Origin of the sequence: Mucilaginibacter sp. UYCu711 (genome assembly GCF_050433825.1) — a bacterium.
Classification (GTDB): domain Bacteria; phylum Bacteroidota; class Bacteroidia; order Sphingobacteriales; family Sphingobacteriaceae; genus Mucilaginibacter.
Genome location: NZ_JBNPWM010000002.1, coordinates 25,714 through 41,623 on the forward strand (window position 1 = coordinate 25,714; position 15,910 = coordinate 41,623).

General features: G+C 41.9%; 14 protein-coding genes and 1 tRNA gene. 5 read left to right on the forward strand and 10 right to left on the reverse strand.

Going from position 1 to position 15,910, the window contains the following annotated elements:
• Window positions 1-38: 38 nt before the first annotated feature.
• Complete coding sequence (locus ABIB50_RS04135; protein ID WP_429377508.1) at window positions 39-938, reverse strand: sulfotransferase domain-containing protein; 900 nt, start codon at window positions 936-938, stop codon at window positions 39-41.
• Window positions 931-1,848, reverse strand: coding sequence for a serine kinase (locus ABIB50_RS04140; protein ID WP_429377510.1), 918 nt, complete (start codon window positions 1,846-1,848; stop codon window positions 931-933). Before ABIB50_RS04140 ends, ABIB50_RS04135 begins: the two co-directional genes overlap by 8 nt.
• 494 nt (window positions 1,849-2,342) lie before the next feature.
• Between ABIB50_RS04140 and ABIB50_RS04145 the strand changes: the two genes are divergently transcribed.
• The gene (locus tag ABIB50_RS04145; RefSeq protein ID WP_429377511.1) at window positions 2,343-4,103 is read left to right on the forward strand and encodes an ABC transporter ATP-binding protein; all 1,761 of its coding nucleotides are present in this window, start codon (window positions 2,343-2,345) and stop codon (window positions 4,101-4,103) included.
• Here the strand turns inward: ABIB50_RS04145 and ABIB50_RS04150 are convergent.
• Window positions 4,098-5,294 (reverse strand): nucleotidyltransferase domain-containing protein, encoded by a 1,197-nt coding sequence (locus tag ABIB50_RS04150; protein WP_429377513.1) that lies wholly within the window; start codon window positions 5,292-5,294, stop codon window positions 4,098-4,100. The genes ABIB50_RS04145 and ABIB50_RS04150 overlap by 6 nt on opposite strands.
• A 68-nt stretch (window positions 5,295-5,362) precedes the next feature.
• Here ABIB50_RS04150 and ABIB50_RS04155 point away from each other — a divergent pair, with 68 nt between their 5' ends.
• On the forward strand, window positions 5,363-6,376 hold the full coding sequence (locus ABIB50_RS04155) for a glycosyltransferase family 2 protein (RefSeq protein WP_429377515.1): 1,014 nt from the start codon (window positions 5,363-5,365) through the stop codon (window positions 6,374-6,376).
• 172 nt (window positions 6,377-6,548) lie between these two features.
• On the opposite strand, the gene ABIB50_RS04160 is transcribed toward ABIB50_RS04155, so the two are convergent.
• Genes ABIB50_RS04160 through ABIB50_RS04170 form a run of 3 tightly spaced genes read right to left on the reverse strand, consistent with a single transcriptional unit; the run spans window position 6,549 to window position 8,736 of the window.
• Complete coding sequence (locus ABIB50_RS04160; RefSeq protein ID WP_429377517.1) at window positions 6,549-7,307, reverse strand: SDR family NAD(P)-dependent oxidoreductase; 759 nt, start codon at window positions 7,305-7,307, stop codon at window positions 6,549-6,551.
• A 22-nt stretch (window positions 7,308-7,329) separates the two neighbouring features.
• Window positions 7,330-7,953 (reverse strand): NADPH-dependent F420 reductase, encoded by a 624-nt coding sequence (locus ABIB50_RS04165; protein ID WP_429377519.1) that lies wholly within the window; start codon window positions 7,951-7,953, stop codon window positions 7,330-7,332.
• Between the two features lie 30 nt (window positions 7,954-7,983).
• Entirely contained in the window at window positions 7,984-8,736 is a 753-nt protein-coding gene (locus ABIB50_RS04170) for a glucose 1-dehydrogenase (RefSeq protein WP_429377521.1), read from the reverse strand.
• A 104-nt stretch (window positions 8,737-8,840) separates the two neighbouring features.
• Between ABIB50_RS04170 and ABIB50_RS04175 the strand changes: the two genes are divergently transcribed.
• The gene (locus ABIB50_RS04175) at window positions 8,841-9,218 is read left to right on the forward strand and encodes a winged helix-turn-helix transcriptional regulator (RefSeq protein WP_348084304.1); all 378 of its coding nucleotides are present in this window, start codon (window positions 8,841-8,843) and stop codon (window positions 9,216-9,218) included.
• Between the two features lie 219 nt (window positions 9,219-9,437).
• Here ABIB50_RS04175 and ABIB50_RS04180 read toward each other — a convergent pair.
• Both ABIB50_RS04180 and metG read right to left on the reverse strand, forming a co-directional pair.
• Window positions 9,438-9,509: transfer RNA gene (locus ABIB50_RS04180), tRNA-Arg, on the reverse strand.
• An 86-nt stretch (window positions 9,510-9,595) separates the two neighbouring features.
• A complete protein-coding gene (gene metG / locus ABIB50_RS04185) occupies window positions 9,596-11,662 on the reverse strand; it encodes a methionine--tRNA ligase (protein WP_429377523.1) in 2,067 nt (688 codons plus the stop codon).
• 100 nt (window positions 11,663-11,762) lie between these two features.
• Here metG and ABIB50_RS04190 point away from each other — a divergent pair, with 100 nt between their 5' ends.
• Window positions 11,763-12,677, forward strand: coding sequence for a S66 peptidase family protein (locus tag ABIB50_RS04190; protein ID WP_429377524.1), 915 nt, complete (start codon window positions 11,763-11,765; stop codon window positions 12,675-12,677).
• Between the two features lie 58 nt (window positions 12,678-12,735).
• Window positions 12,736-13,431, forward strand: a complete 696-nt coding sequence (locus tag ABIB50_RS04195; protein WP_429377526.1) for a hypothetical protein — start codon at window positions 12,736-12,738, stop codon at window positions 13,429-13,431.
• 223 nt (window positions 13,432-13,654) lie between these two features.
• Here the strand turns inward: ABIB50_RS04195 and ABIB50_RS04200 are convergent, their stop codons facing one another.
• Window positions 13,655-14,209 (reverse strand): DUF1735 domain-containing protein, encoded by a 555-nt coding sequence (locus ABIB50_RS04200; RefSeq protein ID WP_429377527.1) that lies wholly within the window; start codon window positions 14,207-14,209, stop codon window positions 13,655-13,657.
• Between the two features lie 23 nt (window positions 14,210-14,232).
• The gene (locus ABIB50_RS04205) at window positions 14,233-15,900 is read right to left on the reverse strand and encodes a SusD/RagB family nutrient-binding outer membrane lipoprotein (RefSeq protein ID WP_429377529.1); all 1,668 of its coding nucleotides are present in this window, start codon (window positions 15,898-15,900) and stop codon (window positions 14,233-14,235) included.
• Window positions 15,901-15,910 lie beyond the last annotated feature (10 nt).

Genomic DNA, 15,910 nt, shown 5'->3' on the forward strand with positions numbered 1-15,910 from the left:
ATTATAAACTGCAAGGTATGTAAACAAAATGGAAGAAATTATTTATTTGTTACATCGGGTATATGATAATTGTATTTTTCCATCACCTGGCAATGGTTATCAACTATTGATTTTATTTGCCCGGGGGTAAGCTCATCAACCCATCCACCTGATTTACCTTTTCGGAAAAACGATTCGCTGTTGCGGTTCTTTTCCATGAAGCCTTTTTCTTTTTCCTGTTCCTTCAGTTTTTCAAAGCGGCTCTCAAAAATGGCCTTTTCAATTTGTTCGGGTGTTTTATCCAGGCCCATAAAGGCTACGGCTTTACTAAAGGTGTTCATCTGGTCGTGCAGCATATCTTCATAGCGTAATACCATCACCGGGAAGGGTACGTCAGGGCTGGTCCAGCTTTCGGCATGCATGCTCCAGCTAAGCATTAACTGGGCAAATTGGTTGTTGGTATTTATTTCGCCTATTGGGCGTTTTTGTTTAGCTAATGTGCCACGGGGTTTATTCATGATTTTTATAGCATCATCAATACTGCCGGCATTGTGGTTGGCAAATGAGCCTGCCACATCCAATGGGTTACGTATAAAATATAAAGCGCATAAGGTTGGCCGGGCAGGTACAATAGGTACACCGGCGCTATTTAAAGTATAGGCATCATGTATTTTTACAAACAACCGCTCTTTGTTGTATTCTGATACCACTTGCGTAAATACTTCGGGCAATAACAGTTTTATTTCCTCGTCGTATAAATAGCTGGAATCCATATCGGTAGCATCATCAAAAATATATCTTGATGAAAAAATACCGTCTGTACGCATCTGGTTAATATTCAGGTCGCCATCGCCCAATAACGCGGTAAGAAAAGCCCTGAACCAGGTATTACCACTTTTTGGATACGAAGCCAGCCAAACAATTTTTGATGGGGTAGTATTTTCGCCGGTATTATCCATTAAGCCGTAGGGTTGATTGTATCAATTCAACAACTTCATTAACTGTATTTAAATGCTGCGGCCTGCTAATGCGCAGCACGGGTACCGCCGCAGTTAATTTGCTAATTATGGAGAAGTGAAAATCGCGCTTCTTCATGGCATTCATTTGCACATGCCGGTAGGTATTGCGCTGTAACGCGTTAAATGATTCTATAGGTGCCATTTCCTTTAGTTCGGCCTGTTGTTCCAGGCTGCCTGCGTCAAGCATAAATACGCGTTTAATTGGCCTGGGGGCTATTTCATATTCGTCATGATAAAAACGGGCATACTTAGCCAGGTGTGGCCTTATACGGTCTTCCTCGCCGGCCATCTCTATACCTGTTTTATTAAAGCTATCTATCCATAACTTCATCATTGGGTATGATGGTACAGCCATAATTAAATCAGGGTTATTAGCCGAAGGTTTTAACACGCATACATCGTCCGAAAAAACCTTGTACCCCTTTGCCTGCAAGGCTGTTACTATAGTTGATTTACCTACACCAGACGGACCACAAAACAATACAACACCATCCTCATGGAATATTGCCGAAGCATGCAATGGTATAAGGTTGCGCTGGTGAAGCACTGCTGCCATAGCATTGCTTAATAAAAACAAACGAACGCTTTTTTCGTCAGCCGCGGGATTGGGATCAATCCGTATTTCATTGCCATTTGCTACATAATAGGATGCAACATTAATTACTTTTTGAAGGTATTCGGTCGGGCTCATAGAAACCCTAACCTTGTGTAAAACATCCTCCCCTGCTAATCTCTCCGGAACTGCTCCAATGCTAATTTTGATATCCGGCTGCTCAAACTCAGCGGCCATAAATTCGGGAAACTCTATTTCAGATAAAATGTGCAGGCCAAAGCCCCAGTATTTAAACATTCGTTGTTTGATTTATGCCGAAAACAAAAGTTGTGGCAATGATAGACTTGTATACATAAATGATTTAGTTAAACCAGGAATGGATCAGGATGTATAACCGGCAATCGCAGGTATGCACTTTATAACAAAATTTAAAATCATAGCATGGAACTATACTATTATTGGACGGGGTGAGCAAATAATAGAAGGTTTCCCGCGATCTGCCTTTACTGGTTCGCCTGTTTATCAGCAGATTGTATTAAAATGATATATTGGGGGGTTTTGTTTTTTATCTGATTTAATTTCTCTGAATTTATTTTTTTTTGCATCTAAAAATATCTCGCCAAGATAGCACTAATTATCTGTTTTTTATGGGTGATTGGCATGCTATGAATCATTTTTAATATTTAAATGATTATTAAGTTTGCCTAAGCAAAAAGCCAATTGTTGGGTATATTGCCCCCGAAAAGAACATCGACATATTAATTATGTATTTCGATTGAGTTTATTGTGCAGTGAAAAAAAAAATCACTTCTTTTAGTACAGATCTGTTGCGTGCTACCTTTTTGCTGTGGCGGGTTGATAAAAAAACAACAGTGCTTAACATGGCGCTGCAGGGTGTGCTGGCGCTATTGCCTATTGTTTCGTTATATTTTATGAAGTTGCTACTGGAAGCTATTGGCAATCGTCACAGGGCTTTCGAAACAATTATTCCGTTAATTATTGCTTTTGGCGGTATACAGTTTTTATTGGCGCTGGCAAGCCAATATGCCAGTTATATTAATACTATTTACCAGGAAAAGCTAACTGATTTTTTATCGACGGAAGTATTGATGAAGGCGGTTGATGTAAGTTATGAATATTATGAAAACCCGGCCTATCATGATACATTGCACCTGGCACAACAGCAATCAGTATCGCGGGTAAGCCAGCTTTTTTCAAATTTTAACGCTATTATTCTAAATACCATAACGCTGGCGGGGCTTATTGGCTTTTTTATAACTATGCATTCATTATTTGCATTGTTTTTTATGCTGCTGTCTATCCCGCTGGCGGTGGTAAAATGGTATTCGGGCGTTTCATTATTAAAGATGGAACGGCAGTTTGCCCCGCTTGAGCGGGAAGCCAATTACCTGCACCAAACCCTAACCGGCGTTAGCACCGCCAAAGAAGTACGTGTTTTTGGCTTTGGCCACGCGTTTATTGAAAAATTCAGAAAAATACGCAAGCATATACATAAAGAAAAACGAACGCTTAATTACAGGTTCACACTTTATAGCCTTGCATCAGAAGCATTTGAAATTGTTGTTATGGCAATTGTTTTTGGCATTTTGGCTAAACAGACATGGGTGGGGGCAATTACAATAGCATCGTTTGTAATTTATATCCAGGGTTTTCAGCGTTTGCAAGGCGCTTCAAAAGGTTTTCTGCAAGCGTGGGTACAGCTTTTTCAGCAACGGCTTTTTTTACAGAATATATTTGCCTTTTTTGATATTAAAACAACAGGGAAGGAAACGGCCGTTAGCTATCCCGGTGCCGACGCAGGGTTGATTATAAACGAGGTATCATTTAGCTATCCACAGTCAACACGGGTGGCCTTAAATAAGGTATCATTAAAATGCGAGCCTGGGAAAATCATTGCCATAGTAGGCGAAAATGGCTGCGGTAAATCAACCCTGGTAAAATTACTTGCCCGGCTTTATGACATTCAGGAAGGAACTATACATTTAAATGATGAGCCACTTGACGCTATTAATTTACCCGACTTCAGGAAAAACTCTATTTTTTTATTCCAGGATTTTGAAAAATATTTTTTTACGATCGAAGAGAATGTAGCTATTGGTGAAGATGAGTTTGACCCGGCAGCCATACAAAATGCTGCCATGCTATCAGGTGCGCACCCTTTTATTTCGACATTAATTAATGGCTATAAAACCCGTATGGGGCGTATGTTTACGGGTAGCGAACAACTAAGCGGCGGCCAATGGCAAAAGCTTGCCCTGGCAAGGGTGTTTTATAAAAAGGCACAATTGGTGGTGTTGGATGAACCAACCAGCGCACTAGATGCCAATGCCGAATTTGAAGTGTATAAAAATGTGAAGGAGCAGTTAAAGGATAAAATGGTTATACTGATAACGCACCGGCTTTATAACTTAAAAATAGCTGATTACATTTATTTGATGCATGAAGGCAGCATAATTGAAGAAGGCAGCCTGGAAACATTAATAACCCAAAGTGGCGTTTTCAAAAAAATGTACGATGCCCAGCAATTATAATTTTTTAGGCTTTATCATGCTGTGAAATAGCCGAAACGGCCTTGCTATACTTAACAGCAGTAAATGTTTGGGTTTGGCGCCTTGCTGGTTAATATCCTCATAAGTAGGTAAAAAAGCGTAGCGTACAATCTTAGAGATGAACTTTAGCTTGTTCCTATTATTATCCTGCAGTTGTAATGAACGTTTTATAAATTTGGGTTCATTAATATATAACCGTTGAAGGTGAAGCGGAAATGCCAACGGTACAGGTAATAAAGCGGTAACATCAGTAATTTCTCCGGGCTCGTTATCTATTTTTACGCCAAGCAGGTTTTCGGTAAGCGCCAGCCCTGTTTGCAGCCGCTTTTTAAATCCATAACGCGTTGCTGTTTTATATAAGATCCGCTTATCTATTAAAACCCCTTCTTTATGTATCAGGCAGGCAACATCAACCATATATTTGAATTTTGTGCTCATATCCTTCACAAAATGGTTTGATATTACCGCTATCAGATCATAAGTAGGAGATAGTTTATTTACTTTTAACCCACCTATTGCATTGGGCTGCAAGTGCGGAAGAAAAAAATCATAAGCAGGGTAGTCGCCTGAAAATTTTTCCATTAGCCGCCAATGCATCTCCACACTAAAAGCATCACGGTTACCAGGGGTACGATAAACAATATCTTTAAAATGCTGCGTGTAATATTTCAGGTATGCTTTAGGTACCGTAGTTTTAGCCGAATAATTATTGCTGATAAAATAGTTTTCAATTTCATCAACATCATTTGGCGCAACTAAAAAGTCAAGGTCGGTGCTCTCTCTAAGGGCTATGTCGCCATAATAGCTATGTGCAAAAAAAGGGCCCTTGTACGGTATTATTACAATACCCCGTTCCTTAAGGTCGCTTATAATCTTAGCGGCTGCAATAGCCATTGTTAAGTTTTGATGCCGTATTTTATTATAACTTTTTTGCAGCCTGCCCTCAAACTGTGGGGCGGCTGTAATAGCATGCTGTTTAATAATAACATGAACAAAAGACCGCAAGCCATGCGCGCGGGTTATTTTATATAAAAGCGGCCAGTTAACAGTAGTTTCTGTTATAAAATCTACAACCTCTTTTCGTGTTATGGTATTAAAGTATAGCCTTGCTAACAAAACCAACGTTACCTGCTCGGCAGTGTAGGTTTTTTTAAGTTGTTGAATGGTCAGCATGACAGATGGGCGTTAATGGCATAAACGTTTTGCCCTTGCCTTAAAAATTCAGTATTATTGAGTGCTAAATGTATGAACAAAACAGGGAAGCCCAAAATAAATATATGAACGGCATCAACAATATAGTGGTAACCGTACTTATACCTACCCGCAACCGCCCCCGACTTTTAGAACGAACTTTATTATCAGTTGTAAAAAATACTGTTAAAAACATGGAAGTGCTGGTGGTTGATAACAACCCCGACCCTGCGTTTAGCAATGCCGTTGAAAAAACCTTACAAAATTTTGAAAGATCACATCCTGATATCACCTGGCAATACCTGCATAGCGCAAAGCCTTTTGCATCAGGCGCGCGTAATGACGGGCTTAAAATAGCTAAGGGCCAATTTGTTTGTTTGCTTGATGATGATGATGAGTTATTGGATAACAGCCTGGCAATACGTGTGCAGCACCTGTTAAATAATCCCGGCGTGGCCCTGTTGTATTGCGCTAACGAAGCCAATGTATATCCTTACCCGTTTAAAATGTACCGGTATTATAAATACGACAAGGTACGGCATGACCGTGGGTTAATGATGATGTCATGTTCATCTATAGTCATCGACAAAAAAATTTTTATTGATAATGCCCTTTTTTTCGATGAACGCCTGCGCAGAATGGAGGACTACGATCTTTGCCGGCGTTTAATTGAACTGGATTTAAAAGTAAAATCAATACCGGATGCATTGGTGCAAATAAATATGCACCCGGATACCCGGTTATCTTCAAACAACTTGGGGAATGCCGATTTTAAGCAAATTTTAATAAGCAAATGGGGGAATGAAACCGGGGAATACCTGGATAGCTACGGCGAAGGGCTGTTTATATGGCGCAAATGTTTCGGCATTGAAACCAATTGCTATGCCGACATTATTAAAATGTTGACTGAGTACATGGACCGCAAGCCTTCTTTTTTGTTTAAGCTAAAATATTTAATGGTAGCTGTAAGCCCGGTATCATTCTTAGGGCTTTACCATATTTCAATAATTATGTCTCAATTCTATAAAAATTCAATATTGCCACAGAAGTATTCAGTAAAGTAATTACTTTGCCATAAAGCAAAAAACGTAGCCCCTGTATATAGAAACTGCGTTTAGAGTGGCCTCAAAGGCTCCGATTTCCAATAGCTTTATAGAGGATTTACACCTATTAATTGACCTGCGGTACCATAAAGGCCGATTTGGAAATTGGCGATGAGAAGTATTTCAAACTATTTTAAAAACCATACATACCACCCGAAACGGAAATTTGCTCGCCGGTAATCCACGCTGCATCATCGGAAGCAAGAAATACGGCAGCTTTCGCAATATCTTCGGGCCGGCCTCTGCGACCAAGCGGTGTATTGGCCACAAACATTTTTTCATAATCACTGCCGGCAGTGACACCCGCACTGGTTGCACCTTCTGTATCCGTAGCGCCCGGCAAAATAGAATTGATACGAATGTTTTGCGCACCCAGCTCTTTCGACAAAGAGATCGTTATGGCATCTAATGCGGCCTTGGTTGCGGAATATAAAGAGGCTCCCGGAAGAGGCATCTTGCTGGCACCCGAACTGATATTGATGACATTCCCGCCCTTATCGCCAAACAGTTTCAAAGCTGCCTGGATAGTTAGTATGGGACCAAGTACATTGACATTAAAGCTATTATGAAAAATTTCTGCTGATATCAGTTCAATAGGTGCATAGCCCTGATAAACCGCGTTGTTGACCAAAATATCCAAGGTGCCGAAAGCCCGCTTTGTTTCTTCAAACAGCCTGGTTACATCGGCTTCATTCGACACATCGCCCTGTACCGCTATGGCAATTCCGCCATTGTCGGTGATGGCTTTAACTACTTTATCCGCTCCTTCTTTGCTTGAAGCATAATTTACAACAACCTTTGCACCTTCTGCCGCGAAATGTTTTGCGATAGCGGCACCTATTCCTTTTGATGCACCGGTTACTACCGCTACTTTGTTTTTTAATTTACTCATTTTTGCTATTATTTAATTTTGATTAGTCGAACTTGACCAGGTCCTTAAAGATTAGTTTACCCCAGCTATTTCCGTGCGCCTGCACAAGCAGTCCGCCTTCCGAAAGCCCACCCAATTGGATTGGTGAAAAACCGAGATTTTTTGCAAGTTCACCGATTTCAGCTGCGGCACGGTCATCGTCGCTTGCCAGATAAACGACTCTCTTTCCACCATGTACGGAAGGATCTTGCTCAAGAATGGCAGCGCCCAAATGGTTAAAGCCCTTAACCAGCTTCCCCCCGGTGAAGGCTTGCGCAACGACCCTTGCAGAAGGCTGTCCTCCCAGTTGCTCAAGCGGCACCCCATAGGCGTTGGTCACATCGACGATGGTTTTCCCCTGCCAGGTGGGCAGTGCATTCGCGACATCTGGATGCGACTCGAAACGCACGGCCAAAAAGATAACGTCCGCCTTAAGTGCTTCCACCAGTGTTGTGGGGATGATCTCGGGTCCGATTGCGGCCGCGGCTGATGAAAAACTCTCCGGGTTGCGTGTGGTTGCGACGGATACTGCGATGCCCTTGCGGGCAAACCCTTTGGCTAAGGCCTGGCCGATTTTGCCAAAGCCGATTATTGCGTAGCTACCTACTTTGTTTTCTGATATGCTCATTTTATAATTATTTTATTTGGTTAATGTCAATTACTTAGACAAATAGGTCATACCACCATCAACGATGAGTTCAGCACCCAACATGAACGACGAATCATCAGAGGCCAGGAAAACCGCTGTTTTACCCATGTCAGCGGGCTGCCCGATCCTGCCTATCGGCATTTGATCTGCAAAGTGTTTTTTTACCGCGTCCATTTGTTCTGCGGGAACAAACTTGTCAAATGCAGGTGTATCTGTTGTACCCGGTGTGATCACATTTGCCCTGATCTTTCTATCTAAAAGGTCGCTTGAAAATCCTTTGGCTAAATAGATCACCGCCGCTTTTGCAGCGCCATAAAGCGTAAAATTCGCATACGCCCGGTGTGCAGCATTTGACCCGATCAAAATAATAGAACCACCATCATTGAAATAGGGCAAAGCTTTCTGCACAGTGAAGTAAACGCTTTTCATGTTCAGGTCGATGGCCTTGTCAAACGCGGCTTCGTCAAAAGTTGCCACAGTTCCTACTGCTCCGGCACCCGCATTGGCAACAAGCACATCTATTTTACCAAATTTTTCAGCTGTTGCTGCGAACACCCTTTCCAGGTCGGCAAGGTTGGTTACATCGGCATTTATCGCTATAAAATTATCGCCGAGTTGGGCCACAGCGCTTTCTAAGGTTTTCTGGTTTCTGCCGACGATAACTCCTTTAGCACCTTCGTTTTTGAATTCCTGGGCTATGCCGAACCCAATGCCGCTATTACCCCCTGTTATAACTGCTACTTTATCTTTTAACCTACTCATTTCAATTATTTTTAATTTGTATCACAAAGTTACTATCAATAGTTTATATTTGTAACTAAAATAGTTTATTCTGGTTACCGCCAGGTAACTACAAATTTGAAAATATGAGAGACGAGAGATTTTGCGCTTCCAATTGCCCGTTTACGCGAGCTATTGGCACTATTGGTAATAAATGGAAACCGATCATCATTAATGTTATCGGCACGCGTACCATTCGTTTTGGTCAACTCGATTCCATAGTACCACTCATTTCAAGAAAAGTATTAGCCGAACAACTCAAAGAGTTAGAAGAAGATGGACTATTGGAAAGATTGGCCTATAAGGAACTACCGCCCAGGGTAGAATATAAGTTGTCTGAAAAAGGCTTGGCTTTTTTGCCAATTTTAGAAAGTATAAAAGAATGGAATTGCAAATATGAGGTAGCTCCAATGCCCGGCGAGGCTGATAAAAAAAGTAGAGTAAATTATGCCCGGATGGTGTAAAATCGAAATTTAAGAATGAACGGAAAATGAACATTCCGATCATCTTATAAATATGACATTACAACAAAAGGGGATAGCTAAGCCTATTCCGCTGCACGTTACTAACTTCCCGGATCATTACTATGCCCGGTTTGAGATTGGATAACAGCTTAAAACAAAACTCACCTATAAAATAAGCGAGTTTTGTTGAGTAATCTTCGGTAGTACCGAAACTTTTTGTGGTCCCGACGAGAATCGAACTCATATCTAGAGTTTAGGAAACTCCTATTCTATCCGTTGAACTACGGGACCAGATTACGTGCAAATCTGCAGATGTGCAAATGTGCAAATTATCAGCGACTATCTAAAGGGCAAAATTAAATCCATTTGCACATCAATTACCTCACTCCCGATCCGTTAGGCATCCAGCTTACTGGCGATACAAAATTAAGTTTACCTTCGGCATTCTCGGCCATTAATATCATGCCTTGTGATAGTATGCCTTTTATTTCGCGCGGCTCTAAATTTACCAGGATGCTAACCTGCTGGCCAATTATCCCTTCGGGTTCAAAATGCTCGGCAATGCCCGATACTACTGTACGCTGGTCAATACCGGTATCAATAGTCAGTTTCATCAGCTTTTTGGTTTTGGCAACCTTTTCGGCAGTTAATATAGTACCCACCCGTATATCCATCGCAGCAAACTGGTCGAAGATGATATTTTCCTTTGCAGGGGCAACCGGCATTTCTTCAACCACAGCAGGCCCTTCAATAGCCGCTTTTTTATCAATCAGCTTTTGTACCTGGCGGGCTATCAGGTCATCCTCTATTTTTTCAAACAGTAACGATGGTGTATTTAACTGGTGCCCGTTAGCCAGCACAAACTCTTCATCAAAAAATATTTGGTCGTTAGGCAAATTTAACATGCCGAAGATTTTTTTGGCAGTACCGGGTAAAAATGGTTGCAGGCATGTTGCCAGGTGGCCTATTAATATCAGGCAGTTGTGCAAGGCGTCTTTAGCACTGTCGGGGTCTGTTTTAATAGTTTTCCAGGGCTCTTTCTCGGTTAAGTAACGGTTACCCAGCCGCGCAATTTCCATCATGGTTTGCTGTGCCTGCCTGAATTTATACCCTTCAAAATTTGCCTGTAATTCATCATAAAAACCACCTATCTCCTTGCTCAGGTTCTCGTCCGTAAAGTTTATAGTAGCGGTTGTGGCTTGCACCTTGCCATCGTAAAACTTATGCATTAATATCATTACGCGGTTTACGAAGTTGCCCAATATGGCTACCAACTCGTTATTTACACGCGCCTGGTAATCTTTCCAGGTAAACTCGCTGTCGCTGGTTTCGGGCGCGATGGCTGTAAGATAATAGCGCAGCTCGTCAATCTTACCCGGCAGGTCCTCCAGGTATTCGTGCATTTCGACACTCCAGCCGCGGCTGGTGCTCATTTTGTCGCCTTCAAGATTCATAAACTCGTTGGCGGGCACGTTGTCCGGCAATATAAAATCGCCATGTACCTTCAACATCACCGGGAACACGATACAATGAAAAACGATGTTATCCTTGCCAATAAAATGTACCAGCTTGGTGTCTTCATCCTTCCAGTAAAGCTCCCAGTCTTTATTATTATCAATAGCCCATTGTTTTGTTGCCGATATATATCCAATTGGCGCATCAAACCAAACGTATAAAACTTTGCCGTCTGCACCTTGTACGGGTACTTTAATGCCCCAGTCCAGGTCGCGGGTGACGGCACGCGGATGCAGCCCGCCGTCTAACCAGCTTTTGCATTGGCCGTAAACGGTTGCGCGCCAATCTTTAGCATGGCCCTTTAAGATCCATTCTTTCAGCCAATCTTCATATTTATCTAAAGGCAGATACCAATGTTTGGTTGGTTTTAAAACCGGCTTATTCCCGCTTAAGGTCGAGCGCGGGTTTATTAATTCTTCGGGACTTAATGACGAGCCACATTTTTCGCATTGGTCGCCATAAGCATTTTCATTGCCGCAATTAGGGCAGGTGCCTATAATATAACGGTCGGCCAGGAAAGCTTTGGCGTGTTCGTCATAGTATTGCTTTTCTTCCTTTTCAACAAAAATATGCTTATCGTTCAGGTTGGTAAAGAAGTCGCGTGCTGTTTCGTGGTGCAATGGGTCGCTTGTACGATGATAGATATCAAACGAGATGCCCATCTGCTCAAACGATTGTTTATTTAACTCGTGGTATTTATCAATTATTTCGCGCGGTGTGGTATGCTCTTTCATTGCCTGGTTGGCAATGGCCGTACCATGCTCATCGCTGCCGCAAACAAAAACCACATCGCGTTTTTGCAAGCGGGTATAACGCACGTACAAATCGGCGGGGATATAAGCGCCGGCCAAATGGCCAAGGTGTTTGGGGCCGTTAGCATAAGGCAGCGCAGCTGTAACGGTATATCGTTTATATGTTTTTGGTTCCAATTATTTAAACAGTAATTTTATAGTTTGGCAAAGATAAATTATTTTGTCGAGGAAGTGGGCCTAAGTAACTATAGCCCGATAAACAGCCTATCAATAAAACATGAGTATTACACCTCCTTATTTACAAAAAGGCGACAAAGTTGCCATTACCTGCCCTGCAAAAAAACTACCCGGGCCAATGACGGATGCAGTGGCGCTATTACAATCATGGGGGTTAGAAATTATTTTAGGCGAAACCATCGGGGCAAGCTACCACCAGTTTGCCGGCGATGATGATTTGCGGGCAAAGGACATGCAGCGTTTTATTGATGACGACAGCATAAAGGCCATATTTGCCGCCCGCGGCGGCTATGGTACGGTAAGGATGATAGACAAGGTAGACTTTAGCCGGCTGGCAACAAATCCTAAATGGCTGATAGGGTTTAGCGACATCACTTTACTGCATACCCATATATATCGTAATTATAAGCTCCAAACCATCCACGGGCAAATGCCAGTAAACATAACCGACGCGTCTGCATCCTCGCTTACAAGCCTTAAAAAGGCCCTGTTTGGTCACGAAGTAACCTACCACTTTGATTCGCATAGCCCTAACAGGCCTGGCAATGCCGGCGGCGTGGTTATCGGCGGTAATTTAAGCCTGCTTATCTCGGCACTGGGTTCTGTATCCGACCCTGATTATGATGGTAAAATATTATTTATAGAAGACGTTGGCGAGTACCTGTATGCTGTTGACAGAATGATGCACACGCTAAAACGCGCCGGTAAGCTTAAAAATTTGGCAGGGCTGATAGTTGGCGGCTTTACTGATATTAAAGATAATGACATCCCCTTTGGGCAAACTGTGCCGCAAATTATTATGGAGGTAGTGAAAGATTATAATTATCCGGTATGTTTTGATTTCCCGGCCGGGCATATCCCTAATAACCACGCAATTATTTTGGGTGCCTATATGCAGCTGCGCGTTATGCAGCAAAGCGCTAACGCAACCTACAATAAAAATACCGACGTATAAGTTATTGTAATTAACCCTTATACTTATTAGCTTTAACATAATTAACTTGACTGACTTTATGAAAAAAGCAATTTACAGCACCCTGGCGCTAACTGCATTATTAACTTGTCAATATTCAGGTATCTATGCACAAATAGGGATGAATATAGATCTTAGAAACGAGCAGGTAGCTATAGCTGGTGTTAACGGCAACGCCGGTGATGTTACCCATTATTTGTATGATACCTGGACCAAAGGTTCTGTTAAACAAGCGGATGGCAAAACCTTTACTGATCTTGACCTGATGTTTAACCAGGACAGATCGATGGTTATTTTTATGTCGCCCGAAAAGCATATTGCACAAGCTTTTGCCGTACCTGTAACAGAATTTACTATAGCCGCCCCTGCCGGTACGGAAAATGGCGCCATTAAAAAGTTTCAACGAGGGTTTAACCCGATAGACGGGGCTACAGCTGCAACTTATTTTGAAATATTGGCCGACGGTAACACAAAGTTGTTAAAACGCACCGAATTTAAGCGCGTTAATGAGGTGGCTATTGGCGATATTTATCCTACCAGGCAAATAAAACCGTTTGATACTTATTATGCGTCATCAAACAATGTTTTAATAAAGGTAAGGCGCGAAAAAAAAGCGATCCTTTCGCTTTTAAAAGATAAGGCAACAGATATTGATGCTTACATTTCGGCAAATAAGCTTAGTGTAAAAGACGAGCAAGACCTGGCAAAAGTGTTTAATTATTATAATACTTTATAAAACTTATAGCATTACTAAAACTAAAAGCCGGCTATAATAGCCGGCTTTTAGTTTTTAGAATCCATATCCAATAAGTAGTAACCTGTCCTGTTTTTTGCAGATACCGCAACACCATCTATTCTACGCGTGCTTTATCGTCATTTCGGCATCTGCCCGGCAAGAATAGCATTACAAAAAAGCCCCCGTTGAATTCTCAACGGGGGCTTACTATTGTTAGTACTAATTACGGGTTAACAACAATTGTTAATATTCTGTAGTACTGGTTACCACTAATGGTATAACCTGATTTGTTTACACTGGTAATTTTTACCGGTATAGCCCAGCGGCCCACGCCTAAAGTATTAGGTGTGTAGGTAATTGCTACGCCAGCAGCATCTCTTGATCCCGAAGGGATAGTAGTAACACCAGCATTTGCAATGGTATAATTAGCAGCGGGAGCTTGTACATACTGTGATGCTGTTGCAAGAGTAGCATTGTAGGTAGCAAGCACTGCAGCGTCAGGTGCAACTGTTACAGCAATATCCTCAGAAGCTACATCCTTTGCCGAAAGGTGAATTGGCAAAGTATTAGTCACCGCAGTACCACCTGCTGCCGCTAATGAAATGGTTTTTGCAATGGTAAACGTTGTTCCGGTTACCGGCATGTTTATCACCTTTAAACTTTCTGCTACATCCTGGTTAATGCCATACTTATTTTCTTCATAGCCTTTGTCCTTAAGACAAGAAGACAATGTTAGCGTAAGCAGTGCAAACGATAATATATTTGTGAATTTTTTCATTTTCTTTTTCTTTATAAGTTAAATTATTTATCCCAGAAAATAGTAGAAGTTTGCGGGTTAATAGTGCCCTGTGCACCTACTGCTGCTGTGTTAACATCGTATTCTGCTTTAGGATATTGTAAGCGCAATGGAATAACATTAGTCAATCTGTTAGCATTTAGAGATAAAGGCAAATCAGTTGGAACGCCTAATCTTCTGTAATCTACGTAAGCCTCAAAATTGTCAAGACCAATTAATGACAGGTATTTTGCCATTACCAGGAACTTAATTTTATCTGTGGCGGCAACATAGTTAGCAGTTGGATTTGGGCCGGCTAAATAAGCATCAGCGGTAGCAGTTGCACTTAAACCATTGGCAGTAGCAGTTAGATAAACAAATGATTGCTCAACAGCTGTTTTATACAACGTAGCCGGATCTGCAGTGATCCAACCTCTTTGTGCAGCTTCTGCTTGTAAGAATAAGCTTTCGGTTGCAGTTAACACGGCTTGTGATTGGGTTGGCGCTTTAGCCAGGCCCGGGCCTGCAACGTCTGATTGATTTACTGCTCTGTAAGGGTCAGAGTTTGGAACAACCTCGCCCCAGTTTGTACCTATGTAGTTGTAAATCGGAGCACCGGTTAATGCACCTTGGTACGGGGTACTACCTGTCATTGGTGTAGCAGCTTTGCTAAATACAAACTGGTAACGGATATCGTCATCTACAGCTTGAGTTGCAGCTAAAGCTTGACCTGCAGTAGTAGTTAAATTATTAGCGGCCAATTTATTATCAGGACCCGCATATTTGGTTAAAATATAAATATTGGCTCTGTTATAGGTATCAAGTACACCCAAAGCACTTACTTTATAGCTGTTCCAGAAAGGGTTTTGTTTAGTATCAACTACAACATAACCCGGGTTTACCAAAGCGTTTTGGCCCGCTCCTAAAAAGCCAGATCCGTCGGCAGTAATTTGCCCGGTAACTGTAGTAACTGTAGTCGGATTAACTACTTGTGATTCATGAATAAGCAACTTTAAACGTTGTGTGTTTAACAATTTACGCCATAAAGTAATTTCACTTACGCCCTTATTATAACCAAGTGTGCCAAACATAATGTCAGCACCCTGGGTTTCCGCATCAACTCCACCTGCAGCAGTAGCAGCGGCATCCGCATCTTTGAAGGCCTTAGCACCTGCCTCTAACTGTACAAAAAGGTCAGCGTAAATATCTTCTCCTTTATCATACGCGGGGCTAACGCTGTTGGTAAAATCAAACGCTTTGCTGTAGGGTACATTATTATATTGGTCAACCAAATACATAAAGCCCATTGCTTTTATTGTTTTAGCAACACCCACATAAAATGGCAACTTTAATGCTACGGCTTGTTTTTCCATCAGGTTAACGTCTGTTAACAAATCGTACCAGTTGGTCCATTGTGCAGCCTGGTAAGTTGTGGTAATATTGTAAGATTCAGGCTCGATAGACTGGCCAAAGGAACCTGAACGGCTCCAATAGCCCATCCATAGTGCGCTATAATCAAAGCCATTGCCTACACGTAAGCCTAAGGTGTGCAAAATGCGTGGCAATAAAACTTTTGGTGTAATTGAAGCCTCAGTTGGAGAGTTGGGGCTGTTATTGATATCGAAGAACTGTTTTTTACAACTCGTTCCAAATAGCAATGCTACTGTAAAAATTGGAATTAATATCTTTTTCATCTCTTTGTCT